Annotated in this window: 19 protein-coding genes; 9 read left to right on the top strand and 10 right to left on the bottom strand. The window is 72.4% G+C overall.

Annotated features, from left to right (window positions below):
- Nucleotides 1-45: 45 nt before the first annotated feature.
- Both G6O69_RS20615 and G6O69_RS20610 read right to left on the bottom strand, forming a co-directional pair.
- Nucleotides 46-1,644, bottom strand: coding sequence for an ATP-binding protein (locus tag G6O69_RS20615; protein WP_172305229.1), 1,599 nt, complete (start codon nt 1,642-1,644; stop codon nt 46-48).
- Nucleotides 1,637-2,767 carry an FIST N-terminal domain-containing protein gene (locus G6O69_RS20610; protein WP_172305228.1) on the bottom strand — a complete coding sequence of 377 codons (1,131 nt, stop codon included), beginning with the start codon at nt 2,765-2,767 and terminating at the stop codon, nt 1,637-1,639. Before G6O69_RS20610 ends, G6O69_RS20615 begins: the two co-directional genes overlap by 8 nt.
- Before the next feature lie 141 nt (nt 2,768-2,908).
- On the opposite strand from G6O69_RS20610, the gene G6O69_RS20605 reads away from it, so the two are divergent.
- Nucleotides 2,909-4,897, top strand: a complete 1,989-nt coding sequence (locus G6O69_RS20605) for a DUF5939 domain-containing protein (protein WP_172305227.1) — start codon at nt 2,909-2,911, stop codon at nt 4,895-4,897.
- Here G6O69_RS20605 and G6O69_RS20600 read toward each other — a convergent pair.
- Together G6O69_RS20600 and G6O69_RS20595 are read right to left on the bottom strand one after the other, a co-directional pair.
- Nucleotides 4,884-6,665: an IgGFc-binding protein gene (locus tag G6O69_RS20600; protein WP_172305226.1), complete on the bottom strand. Its 1,782-nt coding sequence runs from the start codon at nt 6,663-6,665 to the stop codon at nt 4,884-4,886. The two genes, G6O69_RS20605 and G6O69_RS20600, sit on opposite strands and share 14 nt — an antisense overlap.
- 48 nt (nt 6,666-6,713) lie before the next feature.
- Nucleotides 6,714-7,613 carry an MYXO-CTERM sorting domain-containing protein gene (locus G6O69_RS20595; protein ID WP_172305225.1) on the bottom strand — a complete coding sequence of 300 codons (900 nt, stop codon included), beginning with the start codon at nt 7,611-7,613 and terminating at the stop codon, nt 6,714-6,716.
- 341 nt (nt 7,614-7,954) lie between these two features.
- On the opposite strand from G6O69_RS20595, the gene G6O69_RS20590 reads away from it, so the two are divergent.
- The 6 genes from G6O69_RS20590 to G6O69_RS20565 all read left to right on the top strand — a co-directional run bounded on the left by G6O69_RS20590 (nt 7,955) and on the right by G6O69_RS20565 (nt 19,378).
- Entirely contained in the window at nt 7,955-9,349 is a 1,395-nt protein-coding gene (locus tag G6O69_RS20590; protein ID WP_172305224.1) for a hypothetical protein, read from the top strand.
- Nucleotides 9,350-9,354: 5 nt separating this feature from the next.
- Nucleotides 9,355-10,686, top strand: a complete 1,332-nt coding sequence (locus tag G6O69_RS20585) for an NAD-binding protein (protein WP_346017149.1) — start codon at nt 9,355-9,357, stop codon at nt 10,684-10,686.
- Between the two features lie 3 nt (nt 10,687-10,689).
- Complete coding sequence (locus G6O69_RS20580) at nt 10,690-12,189, top strand: TrkH family potassium uptake protein (protein WP_172305222.1); 1,500 nt, start codon at nt 10,690-10,692, stop codon at nt 12,187-12,189.
- Nucleotides 12,190-12,205: 16 nt separating this feature from the next.
- Nucleotides 12,206-16,453, top strand: coding sequence for a cation:proton antiporter (locus G6O69_RS20575; protein WP_172305221.1), 4,248 nt, complete (start codon nt 12,206-12,208; stop codon nt 16,451-16,453).
- Nucleotides 16,454-16,535: 82 nt separating this feature from the next.
- On the top strand, nt 16,536-17,408 hold the full coding sequence (locus tag G6O69_RS20570; protein ID WP_172305220.1) for a mechanosensitive ion channel domain-containing protein: 873 nt from the start codon (nt 16,536-16,538) through the stop codon (nt 17,406-17,408).
- The gene (locus G6O69_RS20565; protein WP_172305219.1) at nt 17,405-19,378 is read left to right on the top strand and encodes a hypothetical protein; all 1,974 of its coding nucleotides are present in this window, start codon (nt 17,405-17,407) and stop codon (nt 19,376-19,378) included. Before G6O69_RS20570 ends, G6O69_RS20565 begins: the two co-directional genes overlap by 4 nt.
- Before the next feature lie 52 nt (nt 19,379-19,430).
- Here G6O69_RS20565 and G6O69_RS20560 read toward each other — a convergent pair whose 3' ends face one another.
- Nucleotides 19,431-20,255: a hypothetical protein gene (locus G6O69_RS20560; protein ID WP_172305218.1), complete on the bottom strand. Its 825-nt coding sequence runs from the start codon at nt 20,253-20,255 to the stop codon at nt 19,431-19,433.
- A 137-nt stretch (nt 20,256-20,392) separates the two neighbouring features.
- Between G6O69_RS20560 and G6O69_RS20555 the strand changes: the two genes are divergently transcribed.
- Nucleotides 20,393-20,935: a hypothetical protein gene (locus G6O69_RS20555; RefSeq protein WP_172305217.1), complete on the top strand. Its 543-nt coding sequence runs from the start codon at nt 20,393-20,395 to the stop codon at nt 20,933-20,935.
- 23 nt (nt 20,936-20,958) lie between these two features.
- On the opposite strand, the gene G6O69_RS20550 is transcribed toward G6O69_RS20555, so the two are convergent.
- Nucleotides 20,959-21,639 (bottom strand): hypothetical protein, encoded by a 681-nt coding sequence (locus tag G6O69_RS20550; RefSeq protein WP_172305216.1) that lies wholly within the window; start codon nt 21,637-21,639, stop codon nt 20,959-20,961.
- A 73-nt stretch (nt 21,640-21,712) separates the two neighbouring features.
- Between G6O69_RS20550 and G6O69_RS20545 the strand changes: the two genes are divergently transcribed.
- A complete protein-coding gene (locus G6O69_RS20545; protein WP_176396987.1) occupies nt 21,713-22,744 on the top strand; it encodes a hypothetical protein in 1,032 nt (343 codons plus the stop codon).
- Here the strand turns inward: G6O69_RS20545 and G6O69_RS20540 are convergent.
- The 4 genes from G6O69_RS20540 to G6O69_RS20525 all read right to left on the bottom strand — a co-directional run bounded on the left by G6O69_RS20540 (nt 22,738) and on the right by G6O69_RS20525 (nt 26,326).
- Nucleotides 22,738-23,613, bottom strand: a complete 876-nt coding sequence (locus G6O69_RS20540; RefSeq protein WP_176396986.1) for a DUF5692 family protein — start codon at nt 23,611-23,613, stop codon at nt 22,738-22,740. The two genes, G6O69_RS20545 and G6O69_RS20540, sit on opposite strands and share 7 nt — an antisense overlap.
- Before the next feature lie 42 nt (nt 23,614-23,655).
- Nucleotides 23,656-24,534, bottom strand: a complete 879-nt coding sequence (locus G6O69_RS20535) for a hypothetical protein (RefSeq protein WP_172305213.1) — start codon at nt 24,532-24,534, stop codon at nt 23,656-23,658.
- The gene (locus G6O69_RS20530) at nt 24,534-25,073 is read right to left on the bottom strand and encodes a sigma-70 family RNA polymerase sigma factor (RefSeq protein WP_172305212.1); all 540 of its coding nucleotides are present in this window, start codon (nt 25,071-25,073) and stop codon (nt 24,534-24,536) included. Before G6O69_RS20530 ends, G6O69_RS20535 begins: the two co-directional genes overlap by 1 nt.
- Nucleotides 25,074-25,135: 62 nt before the next feature.
- Nucleotides 25,136-26,326, bottom strand: a complete 1,191-nt coding sequence (locus G6O69_RS20525; protein ID WP_172305211.1) for a hypothetical protein — start codon at nt 26,324-26,326, stop codon at nt 25,136-25,138.
- Nucleotides 26,327-26,357 lie beyond the last annotated feature (31 nt).

The raw sequence follows: 26,357 nt of genomic DNA, 5'->3' as shown, positions 1-26,357 counted from the left end.
GCTCGGCGAAGATCGCAGGCGAAGCTGTCCTCCCTGCCCAGGCTCCTAAGAGCCCGTGGTCAAACCCAACACCGCCGCGATCGTCCCGCGCAGCTGCGCGAGGGAGAAGGGTTTTTGCAGGAAGTGCCGCGGCGCCTCTCCCTCCGGGAAGAACCCGCTCATCAGCACCACGCGCTCGGCCAGGCCCGGGTAGTGGCCAAAGATGTGCTCGCGCAGCCAACGGCCGTCGTGACCGGGCAGGCGCACGTCGCTGAGCACGAGGTCGAAGTCGTGCTCGCGCAGGAGCTCGATGGCCTCCTCCGCGCTGGCGGCCCCGAGCGGCTCGTGGCCCGAGCTCTGGAGCAGGCGCATCAAGGACCGGCGCAGCCCGGCCTCGTCCTCGACGCAGAGCACACGCGCTCCCTTGCGCAGCGCCGGCGCCTCGACCTGCTCGCTGACCGCCTGCGTGGGCTTGGCCGCGGCCGCCTCGACACGCGCGCGAGGCAGCTCGAGCTCGAAGCAGGCGCCGCCGGTGGCCAGGTTGAGCGCCCGGATCCGGCCGCGGTTTTCTTGCACGAGGCCCCAGCTGATCGCCAAGCCCAGGCCCATGCCCTGGTGCTCCCCCGCGCGAAAGAAGGGCTCGAAGATCCGCTCGAGCTCGGCCTCGGGGATGCCTGGGCCGGAGTCGGAGATCCGCAGGCAGACATGCCCGGGCCCGACCTCGTCCACGACCTCGAAGGCCTCGACCTCGACGCGTCCCTGTCCCTCGAGCGCCAGGCCGCAGTTGCTCAGCAGGTTGCTCAGGACCTGCTCGAGCTGACCACGGTCGACCTCGACGGCGAGCCCCGGGGGGCGGACGCGGACCTCGACGTGGACGCCCGCGAGCTGGCGGCCGGCGAGGGTCGAGGCGGCGTCGACGAGCGCGCGCACGGAGACGCACGCGCGCCTGGGCGCCTGGGGCACGGCGAAGGAGCGCAAGTTGGCGACGATCCTCGCGATCCGCTCGACGTGCTCGAGCGAAGGTCGCAGGCGCTCGACCAGCTCCCCGCCCGCGGCCAGCTGATCGAGCTCGAGGCGCAGGACCGCGAGGGGGTTGTTGATCTCGTGGGCCACGCCAGCCGCGAGCCGACCGATGGCCGCGAGCCGCCGCGTATGCTGGAGCTCCCGGGCCAGCGCGACCCGGGCGCTCACGTCTCGGAGGGTGACCTGAGCGTGGTCGAAGCCGGGGACCCGGCCGACGCTGACGTCGACGGCGGTCCCGTCGCCGAGGTCGACCTCGTCGGCCTGGCCGTCGAGCTCGTCGAGCAGCGGCTCGATGTGCGCGCGGGCGTCACCGACGAAGAGCTCGACCAGGGGACGCTCGACCAGGCTGGCCCCGGCCCCAAAGCGGCTGGTCGCCGCGCTGTTGGCCCGCAAGATGATGCCGAGCTCGTCGATCAGGAAGGTGGGGCTGGGGCTGTGGTCGAAGAGCGCCCGAAAGTGGGCCTCCGAGGCCTCGAGCTCGCGGCTGCGCAGGTCGACGGTGTTCTCGAGCGAGCTGATCGCCCGGTGGGCGGCGGTCGAGTCGACGTCGCGCAGCTCGAGCTCGCGCGCGAGCCGGCGCTGGAGCACCGCGATGACCTCCTGGGCCGCGCTCAGCTTGGCCGCGAGCTCGCGCTCAGTCATCGCACCGTCCAAACACCAGACCCGTCAGGGTGTGGTTGACCTGGATGTGGCGGTACTGCTCACCGTAGGTCGAAAAGCCCGCCGCGAGCACGGGGGTCATGGCCGCGGCGAGGGCGTCGAGCCGCCCGCTCGCCCGGGCCTCCCACAGCCGCCCCGAGCAGTTGAAGAGCAGCATCGCCTCGGCCCCGGGGACCTCGGTGAGGACCCGCGCCAGGCCCTCGCTCGTGGCCGTGACCAGATCCCCGGGTCGCATCGGGTACATGAGCGTGCCCTCCTCCACGCCTCCACCCATGAGCAGGGCGTCGCCTTGCACGCTCATCACCGAACGCAGGAAGATCGAGGATCCCATCGGCACACCAAACACCGCGCTGGCCAGGGCCAGGCGCGGCTGCTCTCGCAGCATGACCTCGTCGATCCCAAACGCTCGCACCAGCTCCGCCGCGGCCGGGAAGCCGTTGAGCCGCGCGATCAGCCGTCGGCTGGGGTCGGCCTCGGTGACCACGATCGCGTCGGCGATGCGCTCATAGTGGTGCAGGTGGATCGGCGCGAATTCACGGCGCGGCTCGAGCATCAGCAGCGCCGCCCCGCCTCGAGCGACGCGCCCGTCGACGGCGACCTGCGTCGACTCGAAGTGAAAATCATCGGCCGCGCTCCCGCCGACCAGCGCCACATCTGGGGCGACCGCCTTGGCCGCCGCGAGCAGCAGCTCCTCGGCGCCCGAGAGCCCGTCGGTGAGGGTGATCAGCACGCTCGAGCTCGGCGGCGCATCGCCAAAGCCGGCCACGAGCGCCTCGATGCGCTGGCAGGTCGGCCCAAAGCGCAGCTGGCTCGCTTCTTCGAGCAAGGCCGCCTGCGCCCGCCCGGGGGCGGCCAGGGCCAGGGCCACGACGCGGCCAGTGGTGCAGCCCGCCGGCCCGACCTCGCCGCCGCTCGTGCACCCCACGCTGCACGCGCCAGGAAAGGCCGCCGCGATCCCCGCGGCGATCTCGCCGAAGTCGAGGGCACTGCTGGCAAAGAAGAGCACAGCCACGGGATCGATGGCGCCGAACTCTCGACGGAGCTCATCCACGATCTCTCCGGGCTCGCTACGCGTGGCGTGAACGACCCTAGCACCAGGTGCCATGCAGGCAGTTTATCCCCGATTTTCCAGGCGCGGCCACGCCTCACTGCACGAGGCCCCGCCAGGCTCGAACCCGCGCGGGCGGAGCGAGCGAAGACCCAACGGTCACACGCTCCCGAGTGTCGCATTCGATATCATGACCTCGTGGTCGACGCGTCAGCCATGAGCCTCGAGGAGTTTGTGGCTCGCCACCCCTGGTCCGCCGAGCTGAGCGCCCAGCGTCCCATCGAGCGGCTGTGGTGCTTCGAACTCCCCGCGCCCACTGCCCTGCTGTGGACGCTGCTCTCCGACACCTCGAGGACCAACCGCAACCTCGGCATCTCGCCGATGGTCTTCCACGAGGCGGCCGACGGCGTGGTCCATGGCCACACCACCAACCTCGGGGTCGAGCAGCGCTGGATCGAGCAACCCTGGAGCTGGTCGGCGCGACGCTCGATGATCTCCATCCGCGTCTTCGAGGCCGGCTTTGCGACCTACAGCCGCGGCATCTACGAGTTCGAGGCGCTCGATCCCACGCACACTCGGCTCTATGTCTACTTTGGCTGGATCCCGACCGGCCCGATCACCCGGGTGATCTTCGAGCTCGCGGCCGGCTGGCTCCAGCGCAGCTACGTCCAGCTCGTCGACGAACTGCGCGCGAAGTTGAGCGAGCACGCGCTCCCGCTCACCACCGCCTCCTCTTCTTCTTCTTCCTCTTCGAGCCTCTCCCCTGCCTCTTCCGCCTCGACCGCCTCGACCCTCCTCGACGCGCGCGCCCTCGCCCAGCACCTGCGCTCGCCCCCCTCGCCCCTGGGCGACGAGGCGAAGGATCGGCTCGAGTCCCTGGCCACAGCCCTGCGCGCACGCTCGCTGTCCGCCGAGGCCGTCGACGCCCTCGTCGCCCACGTCCGCGAGGCCGACGACGACACGCTCCAGCGCATCCAGATCCTCCCCCTCGCCCGGCGCATGGGCCTCGAGCCTCGCGCCCTGCTCTCGACCTGCCTGCACGCCACCCGCCTGGGCATGCTCGAGCTCGGCTGGGAGGTGATCTGCCCGCACTGCCGCGGGCCGCGGACCCGCGCCACGACCTTGGGAGACGTCCCCCCCGAGGACAGCTGCCCCGTGTGCGAGGTCGAGTTCTCGACCCACAGCGAGCGCGCGCTCGAGATCGTGTTCACCGTCCACCCCTCGATCCGCGAGGTCGCGACGGTGCTCCATTGCAGCGCCGAGCCAGCAAAGAAGGCCCACATCGAGGTCCAGCAGGTGCTCGCGCCCGGCGAGCGCAGGCTCGTCAGCACCGACCTCCAACCCGACAGCTACCGCGTGCGCCTGCGCGGCCGCGAGCAGGCCGTGGACACCCTGCTCGACGTCGAGCGCGGCCAAGAGGCCCCCGCGCGCTGGACCTGGCGGGCGAGCGAGCGCTTGCCCGAGCGCCTGCGCCTCGCCCCCGAGCCCACCCTCGAGCTCGTCAACGACGGCGAAGACCCCCAGACCCTGGTGATCGAGCGCCGCGCGTGGACCGACGACGCCCTGCGCCCGGCTCAGCTGTTCTCCTTTCAGGAGTTCCGCGACCTGTTCAGCGACGAGTACATCGACGCCGAGATCCAGCTCGCCGTCGGCGAGCAGACCATCGTGTTCACCGACATCGTGGGCTCGACGGAGTTCTACGCGGCCCGCGGCGATCCCGAGGCCTTCGTCGAGGTCAAGCGTCACTTCACGGAGATCTACGAGGAGGTCCGCGACAAGGGCGGGGCCGTGGTCAAGACCATCGGCGACGCGGCCATGGCCGCGTTCAACAACCCCATCGACGCCCTGCGCGCGAGCGCGGCGATCTTGCGCCGCTTCCACGCCGAGCGCGAAGACACGAGCATCCGCCTGCGCGTATCCCTCAACACCGGGCCGTGCATCGCCGTCAACCTCAACTCGGGCATCGACTACTTCGGCACCGCCGTGAACCTGGCCAGCAAGCTCCAGAGCCTGGCGGCGGGCGGCGAGATTGCGATGTCCGAGCAGGTCTACGAAGCGCCGGGTGTCCGCGAGTACCTCGAGGCCGAGGGCGCCGCCCTCGTCGAGTCGACCCTCGAACACCCGGCCTTCGCCGCGCCCCTACCGGCGCGGCGCTGGGTGGTCGATCCCCGCGTTATTGCGGGTTGAGCTGGAGCAGCTCGAGGCCGCCAGGGTACCAGTAGCTGCCAGCGCTCTGCACCCCGTAGACCGAGATGCCGACCTTGTCGTCGGCGCTGACCGAGTGCGTGCCGTCGCCGGCGTTGCTCAGCTCGACGTGGGCGACGGAGTAGCCCGAGGTCCCGACCGCGCTCCAGTCGGCCACGGCCGCGCCGTCGACGGTCACGCTCGCGTCGGTCGGCGCGATGATGTCGACGTAGTTGGCGGTCCAGCTCGGCGCCGCGAAGAACAGGTAGTCGGTGCGGAACTGGCCGGGGGTGACGGCCTGGACCATCGCCGGGTCGCTGGTCCCGTAGCCCGCGCTCTGGCCGACCATGTACTGCACGACCATGATCGGCTTGTCGCCGGTGACCTTGAAGGCCGCCGTCGTCGAGCTGAGCTGGACGAAGTCGCCGGCACTCGCGAGGTTGGTGGACACGCCCTGGTCGGGCTCGAAGGTCAGCGTGGTGTCGTCCTCGGTGGCGATCACCCGGACCATCTGCGCCTTGTCGAGGTTGTCGTTGGGGACCTGCGCCGGCGGGACGACGATGTACTCGTCGGCCAGGGTCTCGATCGGGAACAGCGCCTCCTCGAGGTGGTCGCAGGCGGTGATGTTCGCCGGCACGTTGGTGCACTTGTGCCCGCCGATGACCTGCACGGGCTTGTCAGCGACGACCAGCGAGCCGGTGAGGTCCGCGTTCGTCGTCGAGGTGATCACGTTGATGGCGTCGGAGTTGTCGAGCACGATCTGACCCGAGCCGTCGGAGGCCACGCCGCCGCCGGCCGAGACCGCCACGCCACCGGGCGGCGGCGTGAGCGTCACCGTGGTGTTGTCCTCGTGGGCGACGACCGTGTAGAAGGCCGGGATCGAGCTCCAGTGCGGCCACGAGGCGACCATGGTCTCCTTGCCCCAGACGTTGACCGGGAGCATCAGCGAGGCGTCGTTGGTCGTCGTCGAGTCGAGCGGGTTGTACTGGTAGACGACGATCGGCCGGTCCGAGCGCAGGCGGTAGGCGCCGTCGACGATCAGCGCCGAGGGCCCGCTGCCCTTGGTCATCGCGTTGACCCAGGGCAAGGTGATGACCTCGACGCTCCCGGCCGAGACGACCGTGTCGTAGACCGTGTCGTCGCCCTGGGTGACCAGGATGATCGCGTCCTCGGCCCCGGTGTTGGCCACGGCGACCGCGAACTCGTCCTTGGGCGCGTCGTTGTAGGGGTCGTACTGCGGCGTGACCGTGGGGTAGTAGTCGCAGCCGATGTAGCTCTGGCCGAGGGCGCTCTCGGAGCAGGCGCCCTCGCACAGGCCCGAGTCCTCGCTACAGACCACGCCCTGGAGCGAGTCGCAGACCTCGTCTTGCTCCCACTCGGTCCCGTCCTCGTTGCAGGTCAGCGAGACCTCACCCTCGCACGTGTGCTCGCCGGGGCAGCACTCGGGGCCGCAGGGCTCCCCGGTCTCGGTCGTGTCGGTCGTCGTGTCCTCGGCGCTCTCCGAGCTCGACTCCATCGGGTCGTCGGTCACGCCCGAGTCCACCTCGGAGCTCGACTCGCTCTCCTCGGAGCTCGACTCGCTCGAGCTCTCGGCGCTGCCGGACGCGGACTCGGACTCCGACCCGGCGTCGGTCGTGGAGCTGCTCTCTTCGGTGCCGATCTCGTCGGCGCCTTCTCCCCCGTCGACGCTGCCGTCGTCCGAACAAGCCGCGGCGCCGAGCAGGGATACACAAGCCAAGGAAGTCAGTGTGGGCTTCAAGCGGATTGCCATGCGCCGAATGGTAGGCCATGGCACCCCGCCCACAAACGCTTTTCCGGCTCACTCCCGCCGGCGCAGACCAAATAGGCCCAAGAGCGCGAGGGCCATCACGCTGAGCCCCGAGCGCGTCTGCGTGGAGCAGCTACAGCCCTGATCCACGTCGTCTACGCCCCCGCCATCGCCACCAGTCTCCCCGCCTGTATCCCCCTCCCCGAGGCCACCTTCACTCCCATCTGCGTCTCCATCTGCCCCATCGCCCGCATCACCCGCATCGTTGCCAGTGTCACTCGCGCCATCCGTGGTCTCCGCGGCCGTCTCGCCATCCGCGCCGCTCGTCCCGTCGTCGGCGGCGCTGTCCCCCTCGCCCCCGCTGGTCGCCCCGCCCGAGTCCGTCGTGCCCTCGGTCTCTCCCCACTCCTCCGCGTCGCCGTCATCCCAGCCCGAGTCCGAGCCCGAGTCCCCGAATGTCGTGAAGGACTCGCCGGCCGTCGTCACCTCGCCCTCGCCCTCGCCCTCGCCCTCGCCCTCTTCCCAGGCCGTGTCCGAGAAGGTCGTGGCCGTCCCCCCCGTGCTCGTCACCTCGCCCCAGTCCAGCCCGTCGCTCCCGTCCTCGCTATCGGACCAGCCCGTGTCCGAGCCGGTCGAGGTGCTGGTCCCGAAGGTCTCGTAGCCCTCGTCCGAAAACTCCTCGCACCAGTCGAGATGGTCCTGGCAGATCTCGAGCAGCTCGGCCTCGCTGAGCCCGCTCCAGTCGTCGCCCCCCGTGCTGCCGTCGCTGCCTTCGCTACCGCACGAGCAGGAGACCGAGTCCCAGTTGTCGTTGTTGACCTCGCAGCTGCCATAGTCCGAGCTGCACTCGACCTCGGCGGCGTCAGCGGAGCCCGCGAAGAGCAGGGCCGAGAGGGACAGGAGCGGGGTCAGGGCTGAGAGCGCGCGGTGGCGGAGCAGTAGAGAGTCCATCGAAGAGGGGGGTGCCTCGCGCCTCGCGTATCGATCATCTCGCGTGGATCGGATGTAGTGTCCGTGAGCCCCGTGGTCGTCCTGTACTCTTGTGCTGCTGTACCCCTGCGCTCCTGCACAAAGAGCACCCGAGCGATCTCCCCTTCTGGTCATCCGGGAGCCCAGCTGTCAAGCACAATGCGCGTGCTCGTCTCGCAGGGCCTGCGAGCTTCGGTACGTCTGCGGCAGCATGATCGCCGAGAGAAGCGCCGTGCTCGTGCGTCCCGCTGGCGCCGTGGTATCCAGTGGCCAGCGACCGTGCAGCGAGCGTTCAACGACCTGCGAGGCAAAGGGGGGCTGGCGTGAGCACGACCTTGCTCCTGGTCATGCTCGTCGTCTCGGCCTTCGTGGTCAGCCGGCTGCTCCACCGCTACGCCGAGCGCATGGCCCTGGTCTCGGGGCTGGAGTACGTCATCGTCGGCGTCCTGATCGGCCCGATCATGCCCTGGGGCCTGGTCCACGGCGAGACCCTGGCCAAGCTCGAGCTGCTCATCAACCTGCTCCTGGGCCTGCTCGGCTTCATGGTCGGGCTCCACGCCCGCGAGGCCCTGCGCCGCTTCGAGCACTTCTTGGCGGGGACCTTGTCGGCGGCGGTCGTCTGCGCCGTGGTCGCGCTCGCCAGCCTGGGCATGATCCAGTGGCTGATGCCCGGCTACCTCGTCGACCAAAACCCGGTCATCGACCTGGCCGTGGCCGCCGACGAGCGCCACCTCTATCGAATTTGGGCCTCCGGTCCCGCCCTGTGGCTCGCCCTGACCCTGGGCGCCGCCGCGGCCGTCGCCTCGTCCTCGGCGATCGGCGCGGCCGCCGAGCGCTGGCGCGCCGAGGGGCCCCCGGTGACCCTGCTGCGCGATCTCGCCGCGGCCGGGCAGGTCTTCGCGGTGCTCGTCTTCGGCCTCGCGCTGGCCGGTGACCGCGCCGTCGATGCCGCCGACGTCTACGGCCTGAGCCTGTTCGAGTGGGCCATGCTGATCGCCTTCGCCGGGGCGTTCACGGGCCTGCTGTTCACGGTGTTCATCGGCGGCGACGAGGACAACCTGCGCGTCTACGTGGCGACCATCGGCGTGGTGATCTTCGCCGCCGGGGTCGGGGACGCGCTGGGCGTCTCGCCGCTCTTCGTCAACCTCGTCGCCGGCCTGACCGTGGCCGCGACCTCCTCCCACGGCGACCGCCTGCGCGACAAGCTCGCCCAGCTCAAGCACCCCAACGCGATCCTCTTGCTGGTGTTCGCGGGCATGGTCTGGGCCCCGGTCCGCGGCTGGCTGTGGCTGATCCCCGCCGCCTACCTGATCCTGCGCCTGGTCACCCGCCTGCTCGCCACGCGCTGGGCCGTGGCCACCTTCACCCACGGCGTGGAGTTTCGCCGCCTCGGCCCGGGCCTGCTCTCCCAGGGCCCGCTGGCCGCGGCGATCGCCTTGAGCTACGCCCTCGACCACTCGCGCGAGACCGGCGCGCTGGTGCTCAGCACGGTGCTCATCCCCATGCTGCTCACCGCCGTGTTCTCGGATCGCGCCTTGCGCAGGGTGCTCGCCAACGCCGGCGCGATCCGTCCGCGACCGCGGGTCCGCGAGGAGGCGGAGGCCTCGGCCGACCCCGACGCCACGCCCGGGGCCAACCCCGGCGCCGAGACCCGGCCGGACCTCGTCCCCGCCCCGGCGCCCGCCCACGCCCACACCGAAGAGGAGACCGCGCATTGAGGATCGTGATCATCGGCGCCGGTGAGGTCGGCCGTCACCTCGCCCGCTCGCTCCAGGCCGTCGCCGAGCTGATCTTGGTCGACGCCGACGCCAAGGCCCTGACCGAGGCCGAGGAGGGCCTCGACGCCCTGACCTTGGTCGGCGACGGCACCCACCGCTCGACCCTGGCCAAGGCCGAGGTCCACCGCGCCGCGCTGGTCGTGGCCGTGACCCCCAACGACGCCGCCAACTTGGTGTCGGCGGCCCTGGCCAAGCGCATGGGCGCCAAGGAAAGCGTGGCCCGGGTCGACGACCCGGACTTCTACGAGACCAACCAGGGCTTCGAGCGCGGCGCGCTGCTCGACATCGACGCGGTGCTCTGCGCCAGCCGCCTGGTCGGCGTCGAGCTCCTGCGTCGCCTGGCCGAGGTCCGCGCCCGCCAGGTCATCCCCTGCGCCGCGGGCACGGTGCACGTCGCCAGCCACGTGCTCGGCGAGGACGCCCCCCTGGTCAGCCGCGGGCGCTCGCGGGCCGCGAGCTGGCCCGAGCCCGTGCGCGCGGTGATCCGCGCGGGCGCCATGCGCCCCGTCGCCGAGGTCACCCACGCCGAGCTCGGTGACATCGTGCTCGTGGCCGGGGCCCCGCTGGTCCTGCTCGAGACCCTGCACGGCCTGACCCCGGCCTCGGGCAGCGTGCGCACGACCATCGTCGGCGGCGGCGACGTCGGCGTGCAGCTCGCCCAGCTGCTCGGGCCGCTGGGCCTGCTCGATCGCCTGATCGAGCTCGACCGCGGGCGCTGCTGGACCCTGGCCGAGCAGCTCGACGGCGTGCAGATCCTCCACGGCGACGGCACCAACCTGGCCTTCCTGCGCGAGGAGCAGGTCGGCCGCGCCGACGCCCTGCTCGCGGTCACCGGCTCCGACGAGGCCAACCTCATGACCTCGCTGCTCGCCCGCGAGCTCGGGGTCGACCACGTATTCGCCCTGGTCCACCGCCCGGGCTACGCCGGCGTCTACTCGCACCTGGGCGTCTCGGGCACCGTCAGCCCCCACGAGACCATCGCCCAGGTCATCCACTGGCAGCAGCACGGCCTCGACGCGCTGATCGTCGGGCGCTGGCCGCTCGACGGCCTGGCCGTCGAGGTGCTCGAGCTGCGCCTGGGCGAGGACGACGTGCGGCTCTCGGACCTCCCCCTCGAGGGCTGCGTGCCCCTGCAGATCGCCGGGGCGACCATGCGCACCCCCAAGCCGCGGTCCACCCTCTCGCGCGACGACCACCTGATCGTCGCCGTGCCGACCGGGCGCGTGGCCACCCTCGAGAAGGTGCTGCGCAAGCGCGGGCGCAAGAGGAGCAGCTAGCCCGTGGATCCCCGCGCCGTCGCCCGCATGTCCGCGCCGCTGCTGGCCCTGGTCGCCCTGACCATGGTCGCGCCGGTGATCTTGGCCCTCGTCGACGGCCAGCTGCGCAGCGCCTCGGCCTACGGGGCCTCGGTGCTCGGCTGCCTGCTGACCGCCGCCTTGCTGCGCCGCCTCGGCCGCGGCAAGCCCGGCGTGCTCGAGGCCCTGCCCGGCGGGAGCGGCGACCAGGACTCCCGCGAAGAGGAGCCCCTGCACCGCAAGGACGCGATCGGCGTCGTCGTGCTGATCTGGTGCGTGATGGGCATCTTCGGCGCCCTGCCCTTCATGCTCGAGGGCGCGCTGCTCGACCCGGCCGCGGCGATCTTCGAAGCGGTCTCGGGCTTCACCACCACCGGGGCCACGGTGATCGGCGACATCGAGGGCCTCAGCCGCGCGACCAACCTGTGGCGCTGCGAGATGCACTGGGTCGGCGGCATGGGCATCGTGGTGCTCTTCGTCGCCGTCTTCCCCCAGCTCGGCGTCGGCGCCAAGCAGCTGTTCCGCAACGAGGTCCCCGGCCCGACCAGCGAGGGCCTGCGCCCGCGCATCCGCCAGACCGCCAAGGCCCTGTGGTGGATCTACGCCGGGCTCACGGCGCTGTGCGCGGCGCTGATGTTCGCCTTCGGCATGCCCTTGTTCGACGCGATCTGCCACTCGATGTCGACCCTGGGCACCGGCGGCTACTCCCCCCGCGGGGCGAGCATCGGCCACTACCAAAGCCCCGTGCTCGACTGGATCACCTCGGCCTTCATGCTGATCGCCGGGGTCAACTTCGGCCTCTACTACGCGGCCGTGTCCGGGCGCTGGCGGGCCCTGTTCGAGAACCCCGAGCTGCGCTTCTACCTCGCCGTCAACGCCCTGGTCACCCTGGTCGTCGCGTGGTCGATCTGGGACCGCCACCCCGACGTGATCGAGTCGCTGCGCTACGCCAGCTTCCAGGTCCTGGCCGTGACCACGACCACGGGGTTCATGACCGAGGACTTCGACACCTACCCCAACGTCGCCCGCTACCTGCTCTTCTTGTGCATGTTCATGGGCGGCTGCGCGGGCAGCACGGCCGGCGGCATCAAGGTCCTGCGCGTGTTCTTGCTGTTCAAGATCGCCGCCCGCGAGCTGCGCTCGCTGGCCGCGCCCAACGTCGTCGAGCTGATCAAGCTCGGGCCGAGCGCGATCCCCCGCTCGGTCGTCACCGGGGTGCTGGTGTTCTTCGCCGCCTACATGCTGATCTTCTCCGCGACCTCGCTGCTGCTGGTCGCCCTCGACATGGAGCTGATGTCCGCGATGAGCGCGACCGTGGCCTGTCTGTCGAGCGTCGGCCCCGGCCTCGACGCCGTCGGCCCGACCCAGAACTTCGACGTCGTCCCCGCCGCGGGCAAGCTCGCGCTTTGCTTTTGCATGATCGCCGGTCGCCTCGAGATCTTCGTGCTGCTGTCGATCTTCTCCCGGGAGCTGTGGCGACGATGAACGCGGAGGTCCGCTCGTGAAGCGCCTGTTCGTGATCTTCGCCCTGCTCGGGATGATGCTCGGGCTGCGCGTGCTCGAGGCCGATGGCGGAGACGGCGCAGATCCGCTGACCCTGGCGACCATCGGCTTCGTGATCCTCGCGTCCTTCGCCGTGGCCGAGCTGCTCGCCAAGCGCAGCGTCCCCAAGGTGATCGGCTACATCGGCACCGGCCTGCTGCTCGGCCCCGTGGCCGGCCTCGCTCTCGGCGACGAGGCCCGGGTGCTGTCCAAAGAGGTCGTCGCCGAGATGACCATGTTCAACAACCTGGCCGTCGGGCTGATCGCCCTGACCGCCGGGCTCGAGCTCGAGCTCAAGGCCATGGCCCGCCTGGCCCGGACCTTGCTGACCACCGTCGGCGCCAAGGTGCTGATCGCCGGCCCCCTGGTCGGCGCGGCCCTGGTCGCCGTCGAGCTCACCTTCCACCCCCTGGGCGCCGAGGGCACGGACACGGCCATGGCCCTCGGCCTGGTGTTCGGCGCCCTGGCGATCGGGACCTCGCCGGCCATCGCCCTGGCGATCATCTCGGAGAGCCACGCCAAGGGCCGCCTGTCCGAGCTCGTGCTCGGGGCCGCCGTGCTCAAGGATCTGGTCGTCGTCGTCGTCCTGGCCATGGCCGTCGCCGGGGCCAACTCGCTGCTCGGCGGGGGCGGCTTCGAGGCCACGGTCTTCGTCCACGTCGCCGAGGAGATCGGGATCGGCGCGGCCCTGGGCGCGCTGCTGATCGCCTACCTGCGCTGGATCAAGGCCGAGATGCTGCTCTTCGTCGCGGCCATGGTCCTGGTCGTCGTCGAGCTCACCCAGGCCCTGCACCTCGACTCCTTCTTGCTGGTGTTCATCGCCGCCGGCTTCGTGGTCCGCAACTTCTCCAAGTACGAGCACGACCTGCTCCACCCGCTCGAGATGGTCTCGCTGCCGGTGTTCGTCATCTTCTTCACCATCGCCGGGGCCAAGGTCGACCTCGTGGCCACGGCCGCGGTCCTGCCCATGGCCCTGGTGCTCTTCACCGTGCGCGGCGGCGGCTTTTGGCTGGCCGCGCGCATCGGCAACAAGCTCGGCCGCGAAGAAGCGGCCGTGTCCGCCAACGCCTGGTACGCCTACCTGCCCCAGGCCGGCGTGACCCTCGGCCTGGTCGGCCTCGCCGCCCAGCAGCTCGAGTCACTCAGCGAGCCGATCACCAACCTCGGCATGGCGGTGGTCACGCTCAACCTCTTCGCCGGCCCCGTCGCCCTGCGCAAGGCCCTGGGCAAGGCCGGCGAGCTGCCGGAGTCCGCGGCCGAGGGCGAGTCCGCCTCCGACGCGGAGGGAGGGGCGGAGGCCGACGCCCCCGCGGGCCCCGGCACGCGCGAGGCGACCCGAGACGTCGTCCTCGACGAGCTCGATCCCCGGCTCCAGACCCGCGTCCAGACCCTCTCGGGCGAGCTCGCCCGCGCCCTCGAGGCCCGGGTCCGCGAGCAGGTCGAGCCGTGGCTGGCCCTGCGCCGCCGGGCCCTCGCCGGCCTCGACCCCAGCTCGACCGAGGCCCTCGTCACCCTCGCCGAGGCGCCCCCGCGCAGCGACACCATGGCCCTCGCCAACGGCCTCGCCGTCGCCTTCGAGGCCGGGGCCAAGCTCCTCCAGCACGTCGAGACCAGCGACGCCGTGGCCATCGAGGCCCGCGCGCTCGCGCCCACCCCGGGCGAGGGCGCGGCGACCAAGACCCGCCGGATCTTCCGCAAGCTCGCCAAGGCCGTGGGCAGCCGCCGCGCCGCTCGCCGCCAGCTGCCCCTGCGGCTGATCGCCCGCGAGGCCTTCGAGCCGCGCATGGCCACGGCCCTGCTCGAGCTCTTCCGGCACAGCTGCCACACCGACGCGCGCCTGGCCGAGGCCATGCGCCAGCGCCTGTGCGGCGACATCGAGGCCGAGGACCTGCCCGAGACCCTCGACGCGATCCTCGACGACTTCGGGACCGCGGCCAAGTCGCTGCTCGCGGGCTCGCTGACCGCCGGCTCGCGGCGCATGCACCAGCTGCTCGCGCGCATCGACTCGCCGGCGATGCCCACCAACCGCCTGGACTTCAGCCAGGCCGCCGCGGGCATCGAGCGCGAGCTCGCCGCGCTGCTCGCCGAGGCCGAGGCCTGGCCGCCGGTCGTCGACGGCTGCTGGCAGACCGTGGCCGTGACCGCGCGGATCCGCAGCCTCGACACCCGCCTGGCCGAGGGCCGCAAGGTCGGCGGCAACATCGACGAGGCCCGCCGCGCCGTCGACGAGGAGCTGTCCGCCTTCGAGCGCCGGCTCCAGGAGCTGCGCGAGGATCTCGACGAGCGCCTGCGCGACCCCGAGCAGGGCGAGGCCGGGCTGCTCGACGACGCCGCCCTCGACAGCCTCAAGACCCGCTGCCGCGGGCTGCTGCCCAAGCCCGCGATCCGTCGCCTGCGTCAGGTCGAGGCCAAGCTGCGCCGGGCCAGCGCCGGGCGACAGATCCGCCAGGGCCTGCGCGAGGCCTTCAGCCGCGAGACCGGCCCGCGCCTGCTGGCCGCGACCGAGCTCGTCGCCCGGGCCGCGATCCCCAGCCGCGTGCGCCCGCGCGAGGTCGACGTCCGCGAGCTCGTCGACGGCGAGGTCGCCGGGCGCATGCTGCCCCTCACCGAGCGCAAGACCGAGGCCGCGGCCCGGCAGATCATCGAGATCCAGCACACCACCCACGCGATGATCGGCGACGTCGAGCGCCTGCTCGAGATCTACCGCGGGGCCCTGGGTGGGGCCTCCGGGGCCGCCGGCGAGGAGGACGTGCTCGACAACCTGCTCGCCGGCCTCGATCGCGTGTGCGCCCGCCTCGGCGAGCTGCGCGAGGGCGAGACCAAGCAGCTCGCCGCGCTCGCGGCCAGCGTCGAGGCCGAGTTCGACGGCCTCGACGCCCGGCTGACCGCGGCCCTCGACGAGGCCACGGGGACCAGCGACGCCGCGCGCTGGGTCTCGCGCCAGCGCGACCTCGCCCGCCAGCAGGTCGGGCGCTCGCTGGTCCAGGTCCGCGAGCAAGCCACGGCTCTGTGGGCGCGGATCCGCGAGCGCGGCGGCGCCCTGCTCGCGACCTTGCGCCGCGACTACGAGCTGCGCTCGGGCCTGACCTTGCCCTCGGCGACGGCGATCGCCGAGATGATCGCCAACCAAGACGAGCTCCCCCTGCCCCGGGACTATCGGGTGCTCTTCTCCGCCCAGCCGATCCGCGACCCTCGCTTCTTCGTGGTCAACCGCGAGCCCCTGCGCCAGGTGCTCCGGGCCGAGCGCGCGTGGCTGCAGAGCGAGGGCGGCAACGCCCTGCTCCTGGTCGGCGGGCCGGGGACCGGCAAGACCTCGCTGCTCAACGTCGCCAGCCTCAAGCTCGGCTCGCGCGAGCTGCTGTGGCCGCAGACCGACGAGCCCGGCTCGCGCAAGGGCGTGGTCGCGACCTTGGCCGGCGAGCTACGCTGCGAGCTCGACGAGGCCGCCGTGCTCGCCCGCCTCGGCGAGCGCCAGCGCGTGGTCATCCTCGACGACCTCGAGCGGATCTTGCCCCTGGGCGCGGCCGCCATCGAGGCGCTCGAGCACCTCCTGCGCCTGGTCGCCCAGACCGAGTCGACCTGCTTTTGGCTGCTCGCCGTCGGCCGCCCGCTCCAGCGCCTGGTCGAGCCGCTCTCGCCCCTGCGCGTGGGCCTGGCCGAGGTCGTCGAGCTCGGCCGCGGCGACCCCGAAGAGCTCGCCAAGCTGCTCTTGTCTCGCCACCGCGTCAGCCACCGCGACCTGATCTTCCCCCAGCCGCCCATGCGCCGGCTGGTCTCGCGCCTGCCCTTCGTCACCGCCGGCTCGACCCAGAGCCAGGAGACCGCCTTCTTCCACAGCCTCGAGGCCGCGACCGGCGGCAACCTGCGCGCGGCGATGTTCGAGTGGTGCCGGCGGGCCCGCTTCGAGGACGAAGACCTCGTGCTGACCCGCGGCCTGCGTGGCCTGAGCCTGCCCTTCGTCCGCCAGCTCCCGCCCACGGCCCTGGCCGTGCTCGCGCTGATCGTCAGCTTTGGCCCGTGCACCGGCGAGACCCTCGCCCGGGCCCTGACCTGCGAGCACGACGCCCTGCGCCGGTGGATCCACTTCTTGCTCACCGCCGGCCTGCTCGTCCGTGACGAGGCCGATCGCCTGTCCTGCCCGCCCCGCGTCCGCGACCGCCTGGTGCCCGAGCTGATCGAGCTCGCGGTGCTCAGCGACGCGCCCTGAGCCCACTCCCCGAGCCCCACTCCCCGAGCCCCACTCCCCGAGCCCCACTCCCCGAGCCCCACTCCCCGAGCCCCCGACCGCCATGTCTCCGCTCCGCCTCGCCCTGGCCCCCGCCCCCGAACCGGCCGCGCTCGAAGCCTCCGCGCACGGCCTCGGCGCGCGCCTCGAGGCCGAGCTCGACGCCCTGCTGACGCTCTCGCCCACCGGCTTTGCGATCACCGTGATCGTGGTCCTGGCCCTGGCCTGGGCCCTCGCCCGCCTCGGGCCGCTGGCCCTGCGCACGGCCTGGCGCCTGGGCATCGACCCCCGCCACCGCCTGGCCATCCTCGGCAGCTTCGCCCGGCTCGCGGGGCTGCTGCTCGGCATCGCCGGCTGCCTGCGCCCGATCCTCTCCCGCGCCCCCACCCTCGGCGGCCTGCTCGCGCTGCTGACCGCCGCCTTGATCGCCGCCGCCGCGCCCACGCTGCTGCGCAACCTCGGCGCCGGCCTCGGCCTGATGACCCGCGCGCGCCTGCGCGAGGGCGACCTCGTCGAGGTCGGCGACATCCAGGGCACGGTCCTCGACGTCGGCCTGCTCCGGGTCAGCCTGCGCAGCGCCGGCGGGGGCGTCACCCACGTGCCGGCCGCGGACTTCGATCGCCTGCCGGTGATCGTCGGCAGCCGCCGCGCCGCCGCCCCGATCGAGATCCAGGCCGAGGTCGATCACGGCCTCGACGACGCCGAGCTCGAGCGCCTGCGTCGCGCGCTGTGGTGCTCTCCCTTCCGCCGCGCCGGGACCGAGCCCAGCGTGCGCGTCGACGCCTCGGGCACCCGCCTCGAGCTGAGCCTCGACACCTGGGCGCCGCAGGCCGGCGTCGAGATCGAGCAGCACCTGCGCGCCCTCGTCGGGCACAGCGCCCGCCGCGAGCAGGACCCGCCCCCGCCCTCCCAGCTCATCGAGGAGGTCCGCGCATGAGCGAGGATCCGCGACCCCTGGCGACGCCAGAGACAACCACCGCGCGCGCGCCCGACGAAGGCCGCCGCGCCTTCTTGCGCCACACCACGGCCCTGCTGGCCGCCGCCCTCGGCGGCTGCAAGATCGAGGCGATCGGCCAGCTCCCGCCCTCCCGCGAACAGCCGCCTCGGGCCTTCCCAGACCTCCCGCCCAAGATCCCCGACGCCCTCGCCGACGCCGAGGACTCCCTGCGCGCGCTGACGGAAGAGCTGCTCTCCCAGCAGATCCCCCTGTTCACCCAGGGGGCCCTGCGCGAGCGCGAGATCGGCGACGGCCTCGCGGTCTACCAGCTCGAGGAGCTCCTCGCCGAGCAGGGCTTCGTGCCCGCCGGACCCGGCGGCGGCTGGCGCCAACCCGTGGCCTTCGTGGTCATCGAGCCGACCGGCGGCGAGGCCAAGGTCGTGCTGCGCAGCGAGGCGGCCCCGGCCGCGGTCGAGGTCCCCGACGCGGCCGAGCTCGGGGCGGACCTCGAAGACGAACGAGGCGAGACCGAGACCGAGGCCGAAGCCGACGCCGAGACCAAAGCCGAGCGACCCAAGCGCTCGTCCAAGCCAGCGCTCAGCCCCAGCGCCGGGGCGGGCGAGGACACGGCCGGCGTGATCGCGGTGCCCGAGGGCGCGCCGACCCCCGCGAGCCCGCCCGGTCCCATCGCTAGCCTCGACCCCGCGGCTGCGCCCGCCACCGCGCCGCCCCCCGATCCCCTCGCGCCCCCGACCCTCGACCCCGCCGCGGGCGATCCCGGCGCGGGCCTCCCCCCGCCCGCCGAGACGCCCTTCGCCGCCGAGCTGACCGCGCTGGGGGCCTTTCGACAGATCGGGACCCCGAGCGTCGTCGCCGGCCTGCTCGCCAGCCCGATCCTCGACTACGCCACCCGCCTGCCCCGCCAGATCGTCGCGGGTCGCGTGCTGTGGATGCGCGCCCCCGAGGGCTTCGACGCCCTCGCGGCCGACGCCCCCGAGCGCCTCGAGGCCGCCTTCGCAGCCGCTCGCGACGCGGGCGCCGTGGGCTGCGTGCTGCTCAGCGACGACCCCGGCCCCGGCGTGCTCCGCTTCCGCGAGCAGTGGGCCGAGCAACGCCTGCGCGCCGACGACCTGAGCACCGACGACATGCTGCTCGTCGGCCTGCTCGGCGCCGAGGGCTCGACCCTCGTCGAGACCGCCATGCTCCCCGGCGAGGTCCGGGTCGTCGACGTCGACCTCGCCCAGCGCCAGCGCAACCTCGAGGGCCACAACCTCATGGCCCGCCTCGTCGGCCGCGAGCGCCCCAGCGAGGTCGTGATCCTGACCTGCGCCTGGGACACGCCCTCGGCCCTGACCCAGGAGCGCGACACCTTGCGGCTGCTCGCAACCCTGGGCGCCGCGGCCCAGCTCGCCAGCTGGCAGCGCCGCAGCACCCGCTCCTACCGCTCGCTGATGATCCTGCTGACCGCCGACGGCGGCATCGGGGCCGGCCAGCTCGAGCACGCGCGCTGGTCCGCCTCCCAGGGCATGCGCCCGACGGTGGTCCTCGCCCTCGATCGTCCCACCCAGGGCGGGCCCAGCCCCGCGCTGCTCGTCACCGGACACTTCGACGAGACCGTCGCGACCATCGACCAGGCCGTGGTCGATCGTGAGAAGCGCGAGCTGCTGTTCACCGACGAGCTGTCGATGCCCACCCTCGCCCCCTACCTGCGCTGGCAACATCCGGTGATGACGGTGGGCGAGCCGCCCGACGAGCTGCTCGCGGACCTCGCCCTCGAGCCCCCGACGCAAGCCGAGCCCGACCAGGGCCAAGCCGACCAGGGCCAAGCCGACCAGGGCCAAGCCGACCAGGGCGAGGCCAGCGGCCAGCCCCAAGCCAACGACCAGCCCGGCGGCTTCGACCTCGACGACCTCCACGTCGACATCCAACTGCTCCGCAACTTGATGCTGGCCCTCGGCGCCCGCGGCTGACTCGAGCTGCCCGCGGCCGACTCGAGCTGCGCGCGGCCGACTCGAGCTGCGCTCAGTTGACGATCAACCGCGGCCTGATCTCGCCGTCGAGGTTCCAGTACTGGACGTTGTTCGTGTCCTCGGAGACGACGCAGAGGTGCAGCGAGGAGCCCGGCTCGACCAGCTCCGCGGGCAGCGGCCAATTCACGTCCACATCGACGTCCACGAACCCCTGATCCGTGGCGACCGCCTCCTCTTTTAGCTCGGGCCCGCCGGGCTCGAGCGCATCAAAGGGCTCCGCGACCCACACCGCCCCAGAGCTCGACGAGGCGGCGGTGCTCAAGCTGGCCGAGTGCAGCTGAAGCTCGACCTGAGTCGGCGCGGCGGGCTCGAAGTTGTCGCTGAAGGAGAAGCGCATGCACGCGATGGTCTGCTCGTCGTCGATCCCATCTGCGTCCACGACCATGATCGTCCCGTCTTCGGCGGCGCAGCCCGCCGCGTCGATCGCGTCGAGCCCGACGCAGCCCGCGATATCCGGCAAGAGCTCGTCATCCCCGAGCGGATCTTCGGTCCCCGTCGAGCTCTCGCTGTCCTCGGTGGCGTCGTCGCTCTCGCTGTCTTCGGAGCTGCTCTCGCCCGTGTCCTCGGAGCTGCTCTCGCCCGTGTCTTCGGAGCTGTCCTCGCTCGTGCTGTCCTCGCCGCTCTCGCTGGTGCTCTCCCCAGCCTCGCCCTCGCTCTCACCCGACCCCTCCGTCGCGCTCGTGTCGGCCTCGGCCACCTCGCAGCCCGTGTCTTCACAGTCGATGAACTGCCCGTTGGGCATGGTGCACCCCAGGCCAAGGGCCACGCTGAGCACACTAGCGGCGCGACGCCACGCGTTGAGGGCGCTGAAGTCCATCTCGAATTTCATCCTATCACGGTCGGCCTCACGCCAAGGGCGCGTCTTCCCACGCGCGCACCCAGCAGGTGCGCAGCAGGACGACATGCCATGACACGAGCATCGACAGCCATACACCGCGATGCTAAGCCGCATCGGTGCGCGCCCACTCCCGCGAGCTCCCACAGCCGGCCCCCTCGCTCGAGAACGCCGCGCTCTTGGGGGCGTGGTACGTGCTGATCAGCAACCGCTCGATCTGGCGCGCACGTAGCCACCCTCGCATCGAATACATCGACATCGAGGCCGGCCCCGGCGGTGACCTGCTCCACACCGAGCTGTGCTTTCGCCGCCAGAGCCTGCGGGGAATGCAGCGCAAGCTCCTCAGCCAGGTCGACGAGGTCCGAGCGCCCGGCTGCTTTCGGCGCAAGGGCTCCCCCTTCTCGAGCTTCGCCCGGACCTGGAGCGTGCCCCTGCTCGACCCCGAGCGGCGCTGGGCCGTGGCCTACTTCGCCAGCTCCGGCCTCGACCTCCTGTCTCGAGATCCCGTCCTCCCCCAGGCAACCCTCGACGCGGTGCTCTCGCAGGTCCGCGCGCACCCCTTCTTGGGCCAGGCCCCACACGAGGCCGCCCCGCTGCGCTGCGGCCAGCTCTACGCCCCCGCCCAGGACTGGCGGCCGCCCTCGCCCTATCGCCTCGGCTGATCGCGCGCCGTGGCGGCGAGACATCACGCGCTGGGCGCGACGCCTCGCGCGTCGAAGCGGAGGCGATCCACGGCGCGCAGCCCCGCCAGGAGATAGCCCGGCAGCGCCGCCAGCCGAGCCGGGCGACGGCGCCAGCGCGAGCGCCATGAGCCCAGGCGCAGCTGCGACCACACCCACCCGCGGTAGAGGGTCTGCGCGCTCATCTGCGCCGGCACGACGACGACGTGCGCCCCATCCCAGTGGTCGAGGTCGCGGTGGACCAGGCGATCCTCGCGGGCGAGGGCGCGGGCCTCGGCGCTCCCCGGCGTGGGCGTCCACAGGCGCAGCTCGACCTCGGCGAGGCCCACGGCCTCGACCCAGGCGACCAGGCGCTCGAAGCAGCCGAGGTCGTCGTGGTCGCGGCCCAGCGCAAAGCGGCCGTGGACCCGAAGGCCGCGCGCGCGCAGCTCGGCGACCAACGCGGCGAGCTGCGCCGCCCGGGGATCCCCCGCCGGGCCGAGGCTGTGAAAGTCGACGATCAACGCCCGCGCGGGTCCCACCACCGCCCTCTCGAGCAGCGAGCGCAGCGTCGCGTCGAGCTGCGGCGCGGCGAGCAGCACCTGCGCATCGACGCTCAGCCCTCGCAGCCCCACGCGCCGAGGCGGCGGACGGGTCAGGGGCTCTCGCGGGTCGAAGCGACCGCCTGCTTGGCCTGGGCTCGGCACGGGCTCCTAGACGGCCGAGCCCTCCCCCTGCATTCCCGGGCCCGCCCCGGCCCCCAGCCGCGATCCGACACGCGTGCAGTATCCTCGCGCCCAGCCCTTCGATTTCGCCATGCGCTCGAACACTTGCTCCATTCACCTGTCCCCTCTCCTGCTCCTGCTCGCGACCGTGGCCTGCGGCGACGACGGCAGCGCCGAGTCCGGCCTCGACACCACTAGCGAGGCCGACACCGCCACCGACACCGCGAGCACCACCGATGACGAGGTCGGCAGCGAGAGCGAGTCCACCGAGACCGACGCCGAGTCCAGCGAGTCCGAGAGCGAGGCCACCGAGACCGAGGCCGAGTCCAGCGAGTCCGACGCCGCCGACGGTCCCCCCGACACCGACGCCGACGCCGAGTCCAGCGAGTCCGACTCCGCCGACGACGACCCCCTCGACACCGAGACCGACTCCGAGTCCAGCAGCGCCGAGTCCACGACCACCGGCAACGCCTGCGTCGAGTGCGGCGTGACCCTCGACTCGACCCAGTCGTCGAGCTTCGAGGCCCTCCCGGGCACCGACTTCATCGGCTACGCCACCCTCGAGGGCGACGAGATCATCTATGCCCTCGACGAGGTCGGCAGCGGCCGAGTGATCTACACCGCCGACACCAACCTCCTCTACGAGGAGATCACCGACTGCCCGCTGTGGGAGTGGCTCGGGCAAAGCGGCGACCAGCTGCCCAAGGTGCTCAGCTTTGGCCGCTACCTGTGCGGCGGGACCGGCAACAGCCTCGCCAGCTACCCCGACTTGACCTACGCGGGCGACGATCTGCCAGCGCAGTACATCGGCGACCCGGCCGCCCTCGCGGCGGACTACGACGCCGTCATCTACTGCACCCTGGCCTCGACCACCGCCGCCGAGGCCCAGACCATCGTCGACTACGTCAACGACTACGCCGGCGGCCTCTACCTGGCCAGCGAGTACTGGGGCTTCATCAACCAGGGCGACCTCGACTCGGTCAACGCGATCGCCAATCCCCTGGGCGTCGACTTTCAGGCCACCAACCTCGACTGGGGCCAGGCCAACGGCGACATCGCCTTCGACTGCTTCCCCGATCCTCAGTGAGCGCGGGCGCGGCCGCGGGCGCGCCCGAGCAGCGCCTCGCGCCTGGCGACGGCCAGCGCGAGGGCGGCCGCGAGCGAGACCAGCTGCGTCACGAGCAGCGCGTCCGCGTCCCGCCACGCCGAGGTGTCGAAGCGCTCGCGGACCCACATGAAGGCGCTGGCGAAGATCATCAGGTGCAGGCCCAGGGTCTGCGCCCGGGCCTGCATGTAGCGCGACCCGCCCGAGCACAGCGCGGTCAGGATCGGCGCGCCGAGGACCGCGACGTGCTGGCCGGTGATCACCGACTCCCAGTTGCCGTAGACGAAGGCCAGATCCCAGAGGGTGTAACTGGCCAGCCAGCCCGGGCTCACGGCATAGCGCAGCTCCTGCGGCCGCTCGCCCTCGACCGAGAAGGCCCGCCAGCCGGGGGTGAGGACCACGAGCAGCACGCCCGCCATGGCGTTGAGCACGTTCGCGTGGAGCAGATCCCAGGCGACCGCCTCGAGGATGTTGCAGATCAAAAACAGGTAGAGGGGCACGCCGATCGCCGCCGCGGACAGCCGCCCCGCGTACCTGCGCGAGGCCGCGATCCACAGGTTCGCGGTGATCACCGAGAACAGCTTGACCCACAAAAAGGCCGTCCACAGCGGCTGCGCGGCCGCGTACACCGAGAGCCACCAGGGGATCAGCGCGAGCGGCGTGAGCACCCAAAAGCCCAGCCCGAGCGCGAGCGGCAAGCGAGTGAGGACCTCGCTGATCACGACCAGGAAGATCAGGTAACCGACAATGTAGAGCGTCAGCATCATGGGCCGTGGCGCCGCGCCTCCCATCTTGCTACGGACACGCCGCCAGTACACCAGCGCAGGTGTGGGGGCGCTTGGTAGGTCCATCACCCGACCTGTCGGCCGGCTGTCACGGGCTCCTAGTGCGCACTAGAGATTCGGACAGGCCCGGCGCATGCGAGCGCGGGCGCCTGCCTCGTCCTCACTGCCAACGAAGCGCTCGGCGACGTCGCGCGCCTCCTCGACACGGCCGAGCTCACACAGCGCCTCGACGCGCAGCAGCTCGCGCTCGTCGGCGAGCTGACCGGTGGCGAAGCGGCGGCGGTGCGCCTCGAGGTGCGCGAGCCGATCTGCGGGCGTGCGCGCGGCTCGGGCCTGCTCGAGCAGCGCCAGCTCGGCGGCGAGCGAGTCTCGCGTCGGCTCCGCTGTCGCGGCCGTCTGCGTCGCGCCGACTGATATCTCTCCACGCTGCTCCCGCGTCTGCCTCTCTCGCTCGCCCAGCGCCGCCTCCTCGCCCTTTGCAGGCCGCGACTCGCGACGCCCTCGACCCTGGGCGGGGCTCCGCGCGGCCTCCTCGGACGAAACACGCCCAGGCCCACCGGCGGCTGCCCTGTCTCGAGCGCGATCTTTGGGCGCGGTGGTCGGCTCGACGTGGACTCGGCGAGGCGCCGCGTCTGGCTCGCGCTGCACCTCGGGGCTCACGCCGCTCACCAACACCGCGCCCAGACGCAGCGCGAGCAAGCCCGCAGCGGTGAGGCCGAGCGTCGCCCCTGCGACCTTGGCGACGAAACCCGCGTCGACGCCCCGGCCGACCACAGACCCACCGCCGCGCGCTCCAGCCCCGCCCTCACCCTCGACCCCAGGCTCGCCCTCCGCGGGTGGCTCCCCTTCGTGCGGATCGTCCTCCGGCCAGGCGGGGATCGACGACTCGATCCCCGCCCACATCCGCGCCCGCGCAGCCTCGCTTGGGCGCTCGCGCTCGCGCAGTCGCGCCAGGTCATCGCGGATCGAGTCATCGAGGTCGGCCATCATGCAGCTCCTGAGGTGGACGTTGGCTCGTCGTGATCAGCCATCGCCCGCGCGATCCGGGCCCGCGCGCGGCGGAGCCTCGAGTAGACCGTGTTGAGGTTGGAGCCGAGGCTCTCGGCGATCTCCGGGGCGGACATCGACTCGATCTCGGCGAGGACGAAGACCTCGCGCTGGGAGGCCTCGAGGGCCGCGATCGCCTCGCCGAGAGCCGCGAGACGCTTGCGATCGTCGAGGCGCGCGTCGAGGCTGGGCTCGGCGGACGCGGGCGCGAGGGCCTCGTGCTTTCGCAGCCTGCGCGCGCGCCCGCGGTGGTGCGTGGCCGCGACCCGACGCGCGACGCCGTAGAGCCACGCGCGCATGCTCCCGCCCGCCTCCCAGGCGCCCCAGCGTCGATGCGCGACCAAGAAGACCTCCTGGGTCACGTCCTCGAGCTCCGAGGCCGCCACGCCGCGACGCGCGAGCACCCGCCACACGAAGTCGACGTGCTCGCGGTAGGCCGCGGCGAACTCGGCGCTCGGCGCTCGGCGCTGGCGCACCATCACCCCAACATGGCCGAGCCCGACGCGATCCGTCCACCCCCCGAGAAAGAAGCTCGGCGCGCTCAGGGCAGGCGCAGCTCGACGATCGCCAGACCGCGCGCCCCCAGCCCGACGATCCGCTGGATCTCGACGTCCTCGATCATGAACCGGCCGCCGCGCAGGGGCGCCGCCAGCTGGAGCTCCGCACCAAAGGCGAGACGCTCGAGGGGGGCGAAGAGCAGCGCCTGGCCCAGGCTCAGGGCGATCCACGGGAAGTCCGCGCGCAGCGAGACCGGGAGCTCGTCGATCCCCCGGCCGCGCACCTGTCCGGCCTCGATCCCCCCGCAAAGCGGCAGCTCGAGCCGCCGCCTCGGGCCCACCGCCGGCGCAAAGCAGCCGCGGAGGCCGAGCTGCCAGCCGTCGAACACCCCGCCGAGCGCCGTCGAGCGCCGATACTCCCGAGGCGGCGACCAGGCCCCGCTCAGCTCCACCCGCCAGCGCGGCCCGAGCAGCGCCGCGGACAGGCCGAGGGCGCCGTAGCCCGTGTCGGTCGGGCCCCAGGCGCCGCCTCCGAAGATCCGCGCGGCGCCCCGCAGCGCCGGCCCATCTTCGCGGCCGTCTGCGAGCGAGCGCCCCCGGGTCCCCCACCCAGTCGGCCCATCTTCGCGACCAACCTCGTCATCGCCATCGCCTCGCTCACTGCGAGCGCCTCCATCCTCGGCTCCTCCACGCCCGCTCTCCTCGCCATCGCCTTCGCTGTGCCCGCCCTCGGACCCGGCGCCATCGCCCGGCGCCTCGAACCCCGCGCCATCGTCCTCGCTCTGCCCGCCCTCGGACCTTGCACCCGCGCCTCCACTCGCGCCCTGCTCCCCCTCGCTCCCCTCGTCCCCGCCCACATTCGCGCCCGCCAGCGTCACCGAGACCCCCACGGGGTCCAGCGCGACCGCCACGAGCAGCGCGACCGCGTCGCCCACGACCTCGCACTCGCTCCCCCGCAGGCTCCGGCGCCGCTGCCCATCGACGTCCTCGATGACGATCGCGGCCCCCCAGGCGTCCCCGGCCCGCGCCACGTCGACGGCGATCGCCGTCCGCCGCGGATCCACGCGCGCGAGCACCCCGGGCGCCAGGGCGTCGATCTGCGCGCGCAGCTGTGTCTCATCAGGGCAGCCGACCGGCGCCTCCCAGCGCAGCGTCGGCGGCCCGGGAGGCCGCGGCTGCTGAACCGGCGGCGGGCCGAGACTCAACCAGGCCGCGCTGAGGATCGCCCAGAGCACGGCCCGAATCTGACACAAAGTCAGCGCAATG

The sequence above is a fragment of the Pseudenhygromyxa sp. WMMC2535 genome, from assembly GCF_011083025.2.
The sequence above is the reverse complement of the archived record's forward strand: the minus strand, read 5'-3'. Positions and strand labels throughout refer to the sequence as shown.

What these genes read in the sequence shown, in the direction of transcription:
- G6O69_RS20540 (WP_176396986.1), bottom strand. Translation starts at nt 23,613, where the DNA reads ATGGACCTACCAAGCGCCCCCACACCTGCGCTGGTGTACTGGCGGCGT.
- G6O69_RS20615 (WP_172305229.1), bottom strand. Translation starts at nt 1,644, where the DNA reads ATGACTGAGCGCGAGCTCGCGGCCAAGCTGAGCGCGGCCCAGGAGGTC.
- G6O69_RS20595 (WP_172305225.1), bottom strand. Translation starts at nt 7,613, where the DNA reads ATGGACTCTCTACTGCTCCGCCACCGCGCGCTCTCAGCCCTGACCCCG.
- G6O69_RS20570 (WP_172305220.1), top strand. Translation starts at nt 16,536, where the DNA reads ATGTCTCCGCTCCGCCTCGCCCTGGCCCCCGCCCCCGAACCGGCCGCG.
- G6O69_RS20565 (WP_172305219.1), top strand. Translation starts at nt 17,405, where the DNA reads ATGAGCGAGGATCCGCGACCCCTGGCGACGCCAGAGACAACCACCGCG.
- G6O69_RS20530 (WP_172305212.1), bottom strand. Translation starts at nt 25,073, where the DNA reads ATGGTGCGCCAGCGCCGAGCGCCGAGCGCCGAGTTCGCCGCGGCCTAC.
- G6O69_RS20535 (WP_172305213.1), bottom strand. Translation starts at nt 24,534, where the DNA reads ATGGCCGACCTCGATGACTCGATCCGCGATGACCTGGCGCGACTGCGC.
- G6O69_RS20560 (WP_172305218.1), bottom strand. Translation starts at nt 20,255, where the DNA reads ATGGACTTCAGCGCCCTCAACGCGTGGCGTCGCGCCGCTAGTGTGCTC.
- G6O69_RS20600 (WP_172305226.1), bottom strand. Translation starts at nt 6,665, where the DNA reads ATGGCAATCCGCTTGAAGCCCACACTGACTTCCTTGGCTTGTGTATCC.
- G6O69_RS20610 (WP_172305228.1), bottom strand. Translation starts at nt 2,767, where the DNA reads ATGGCACCTGGTGCTAGGGTCGTTCACGCCACGCGTAGCGAGCCCGGA.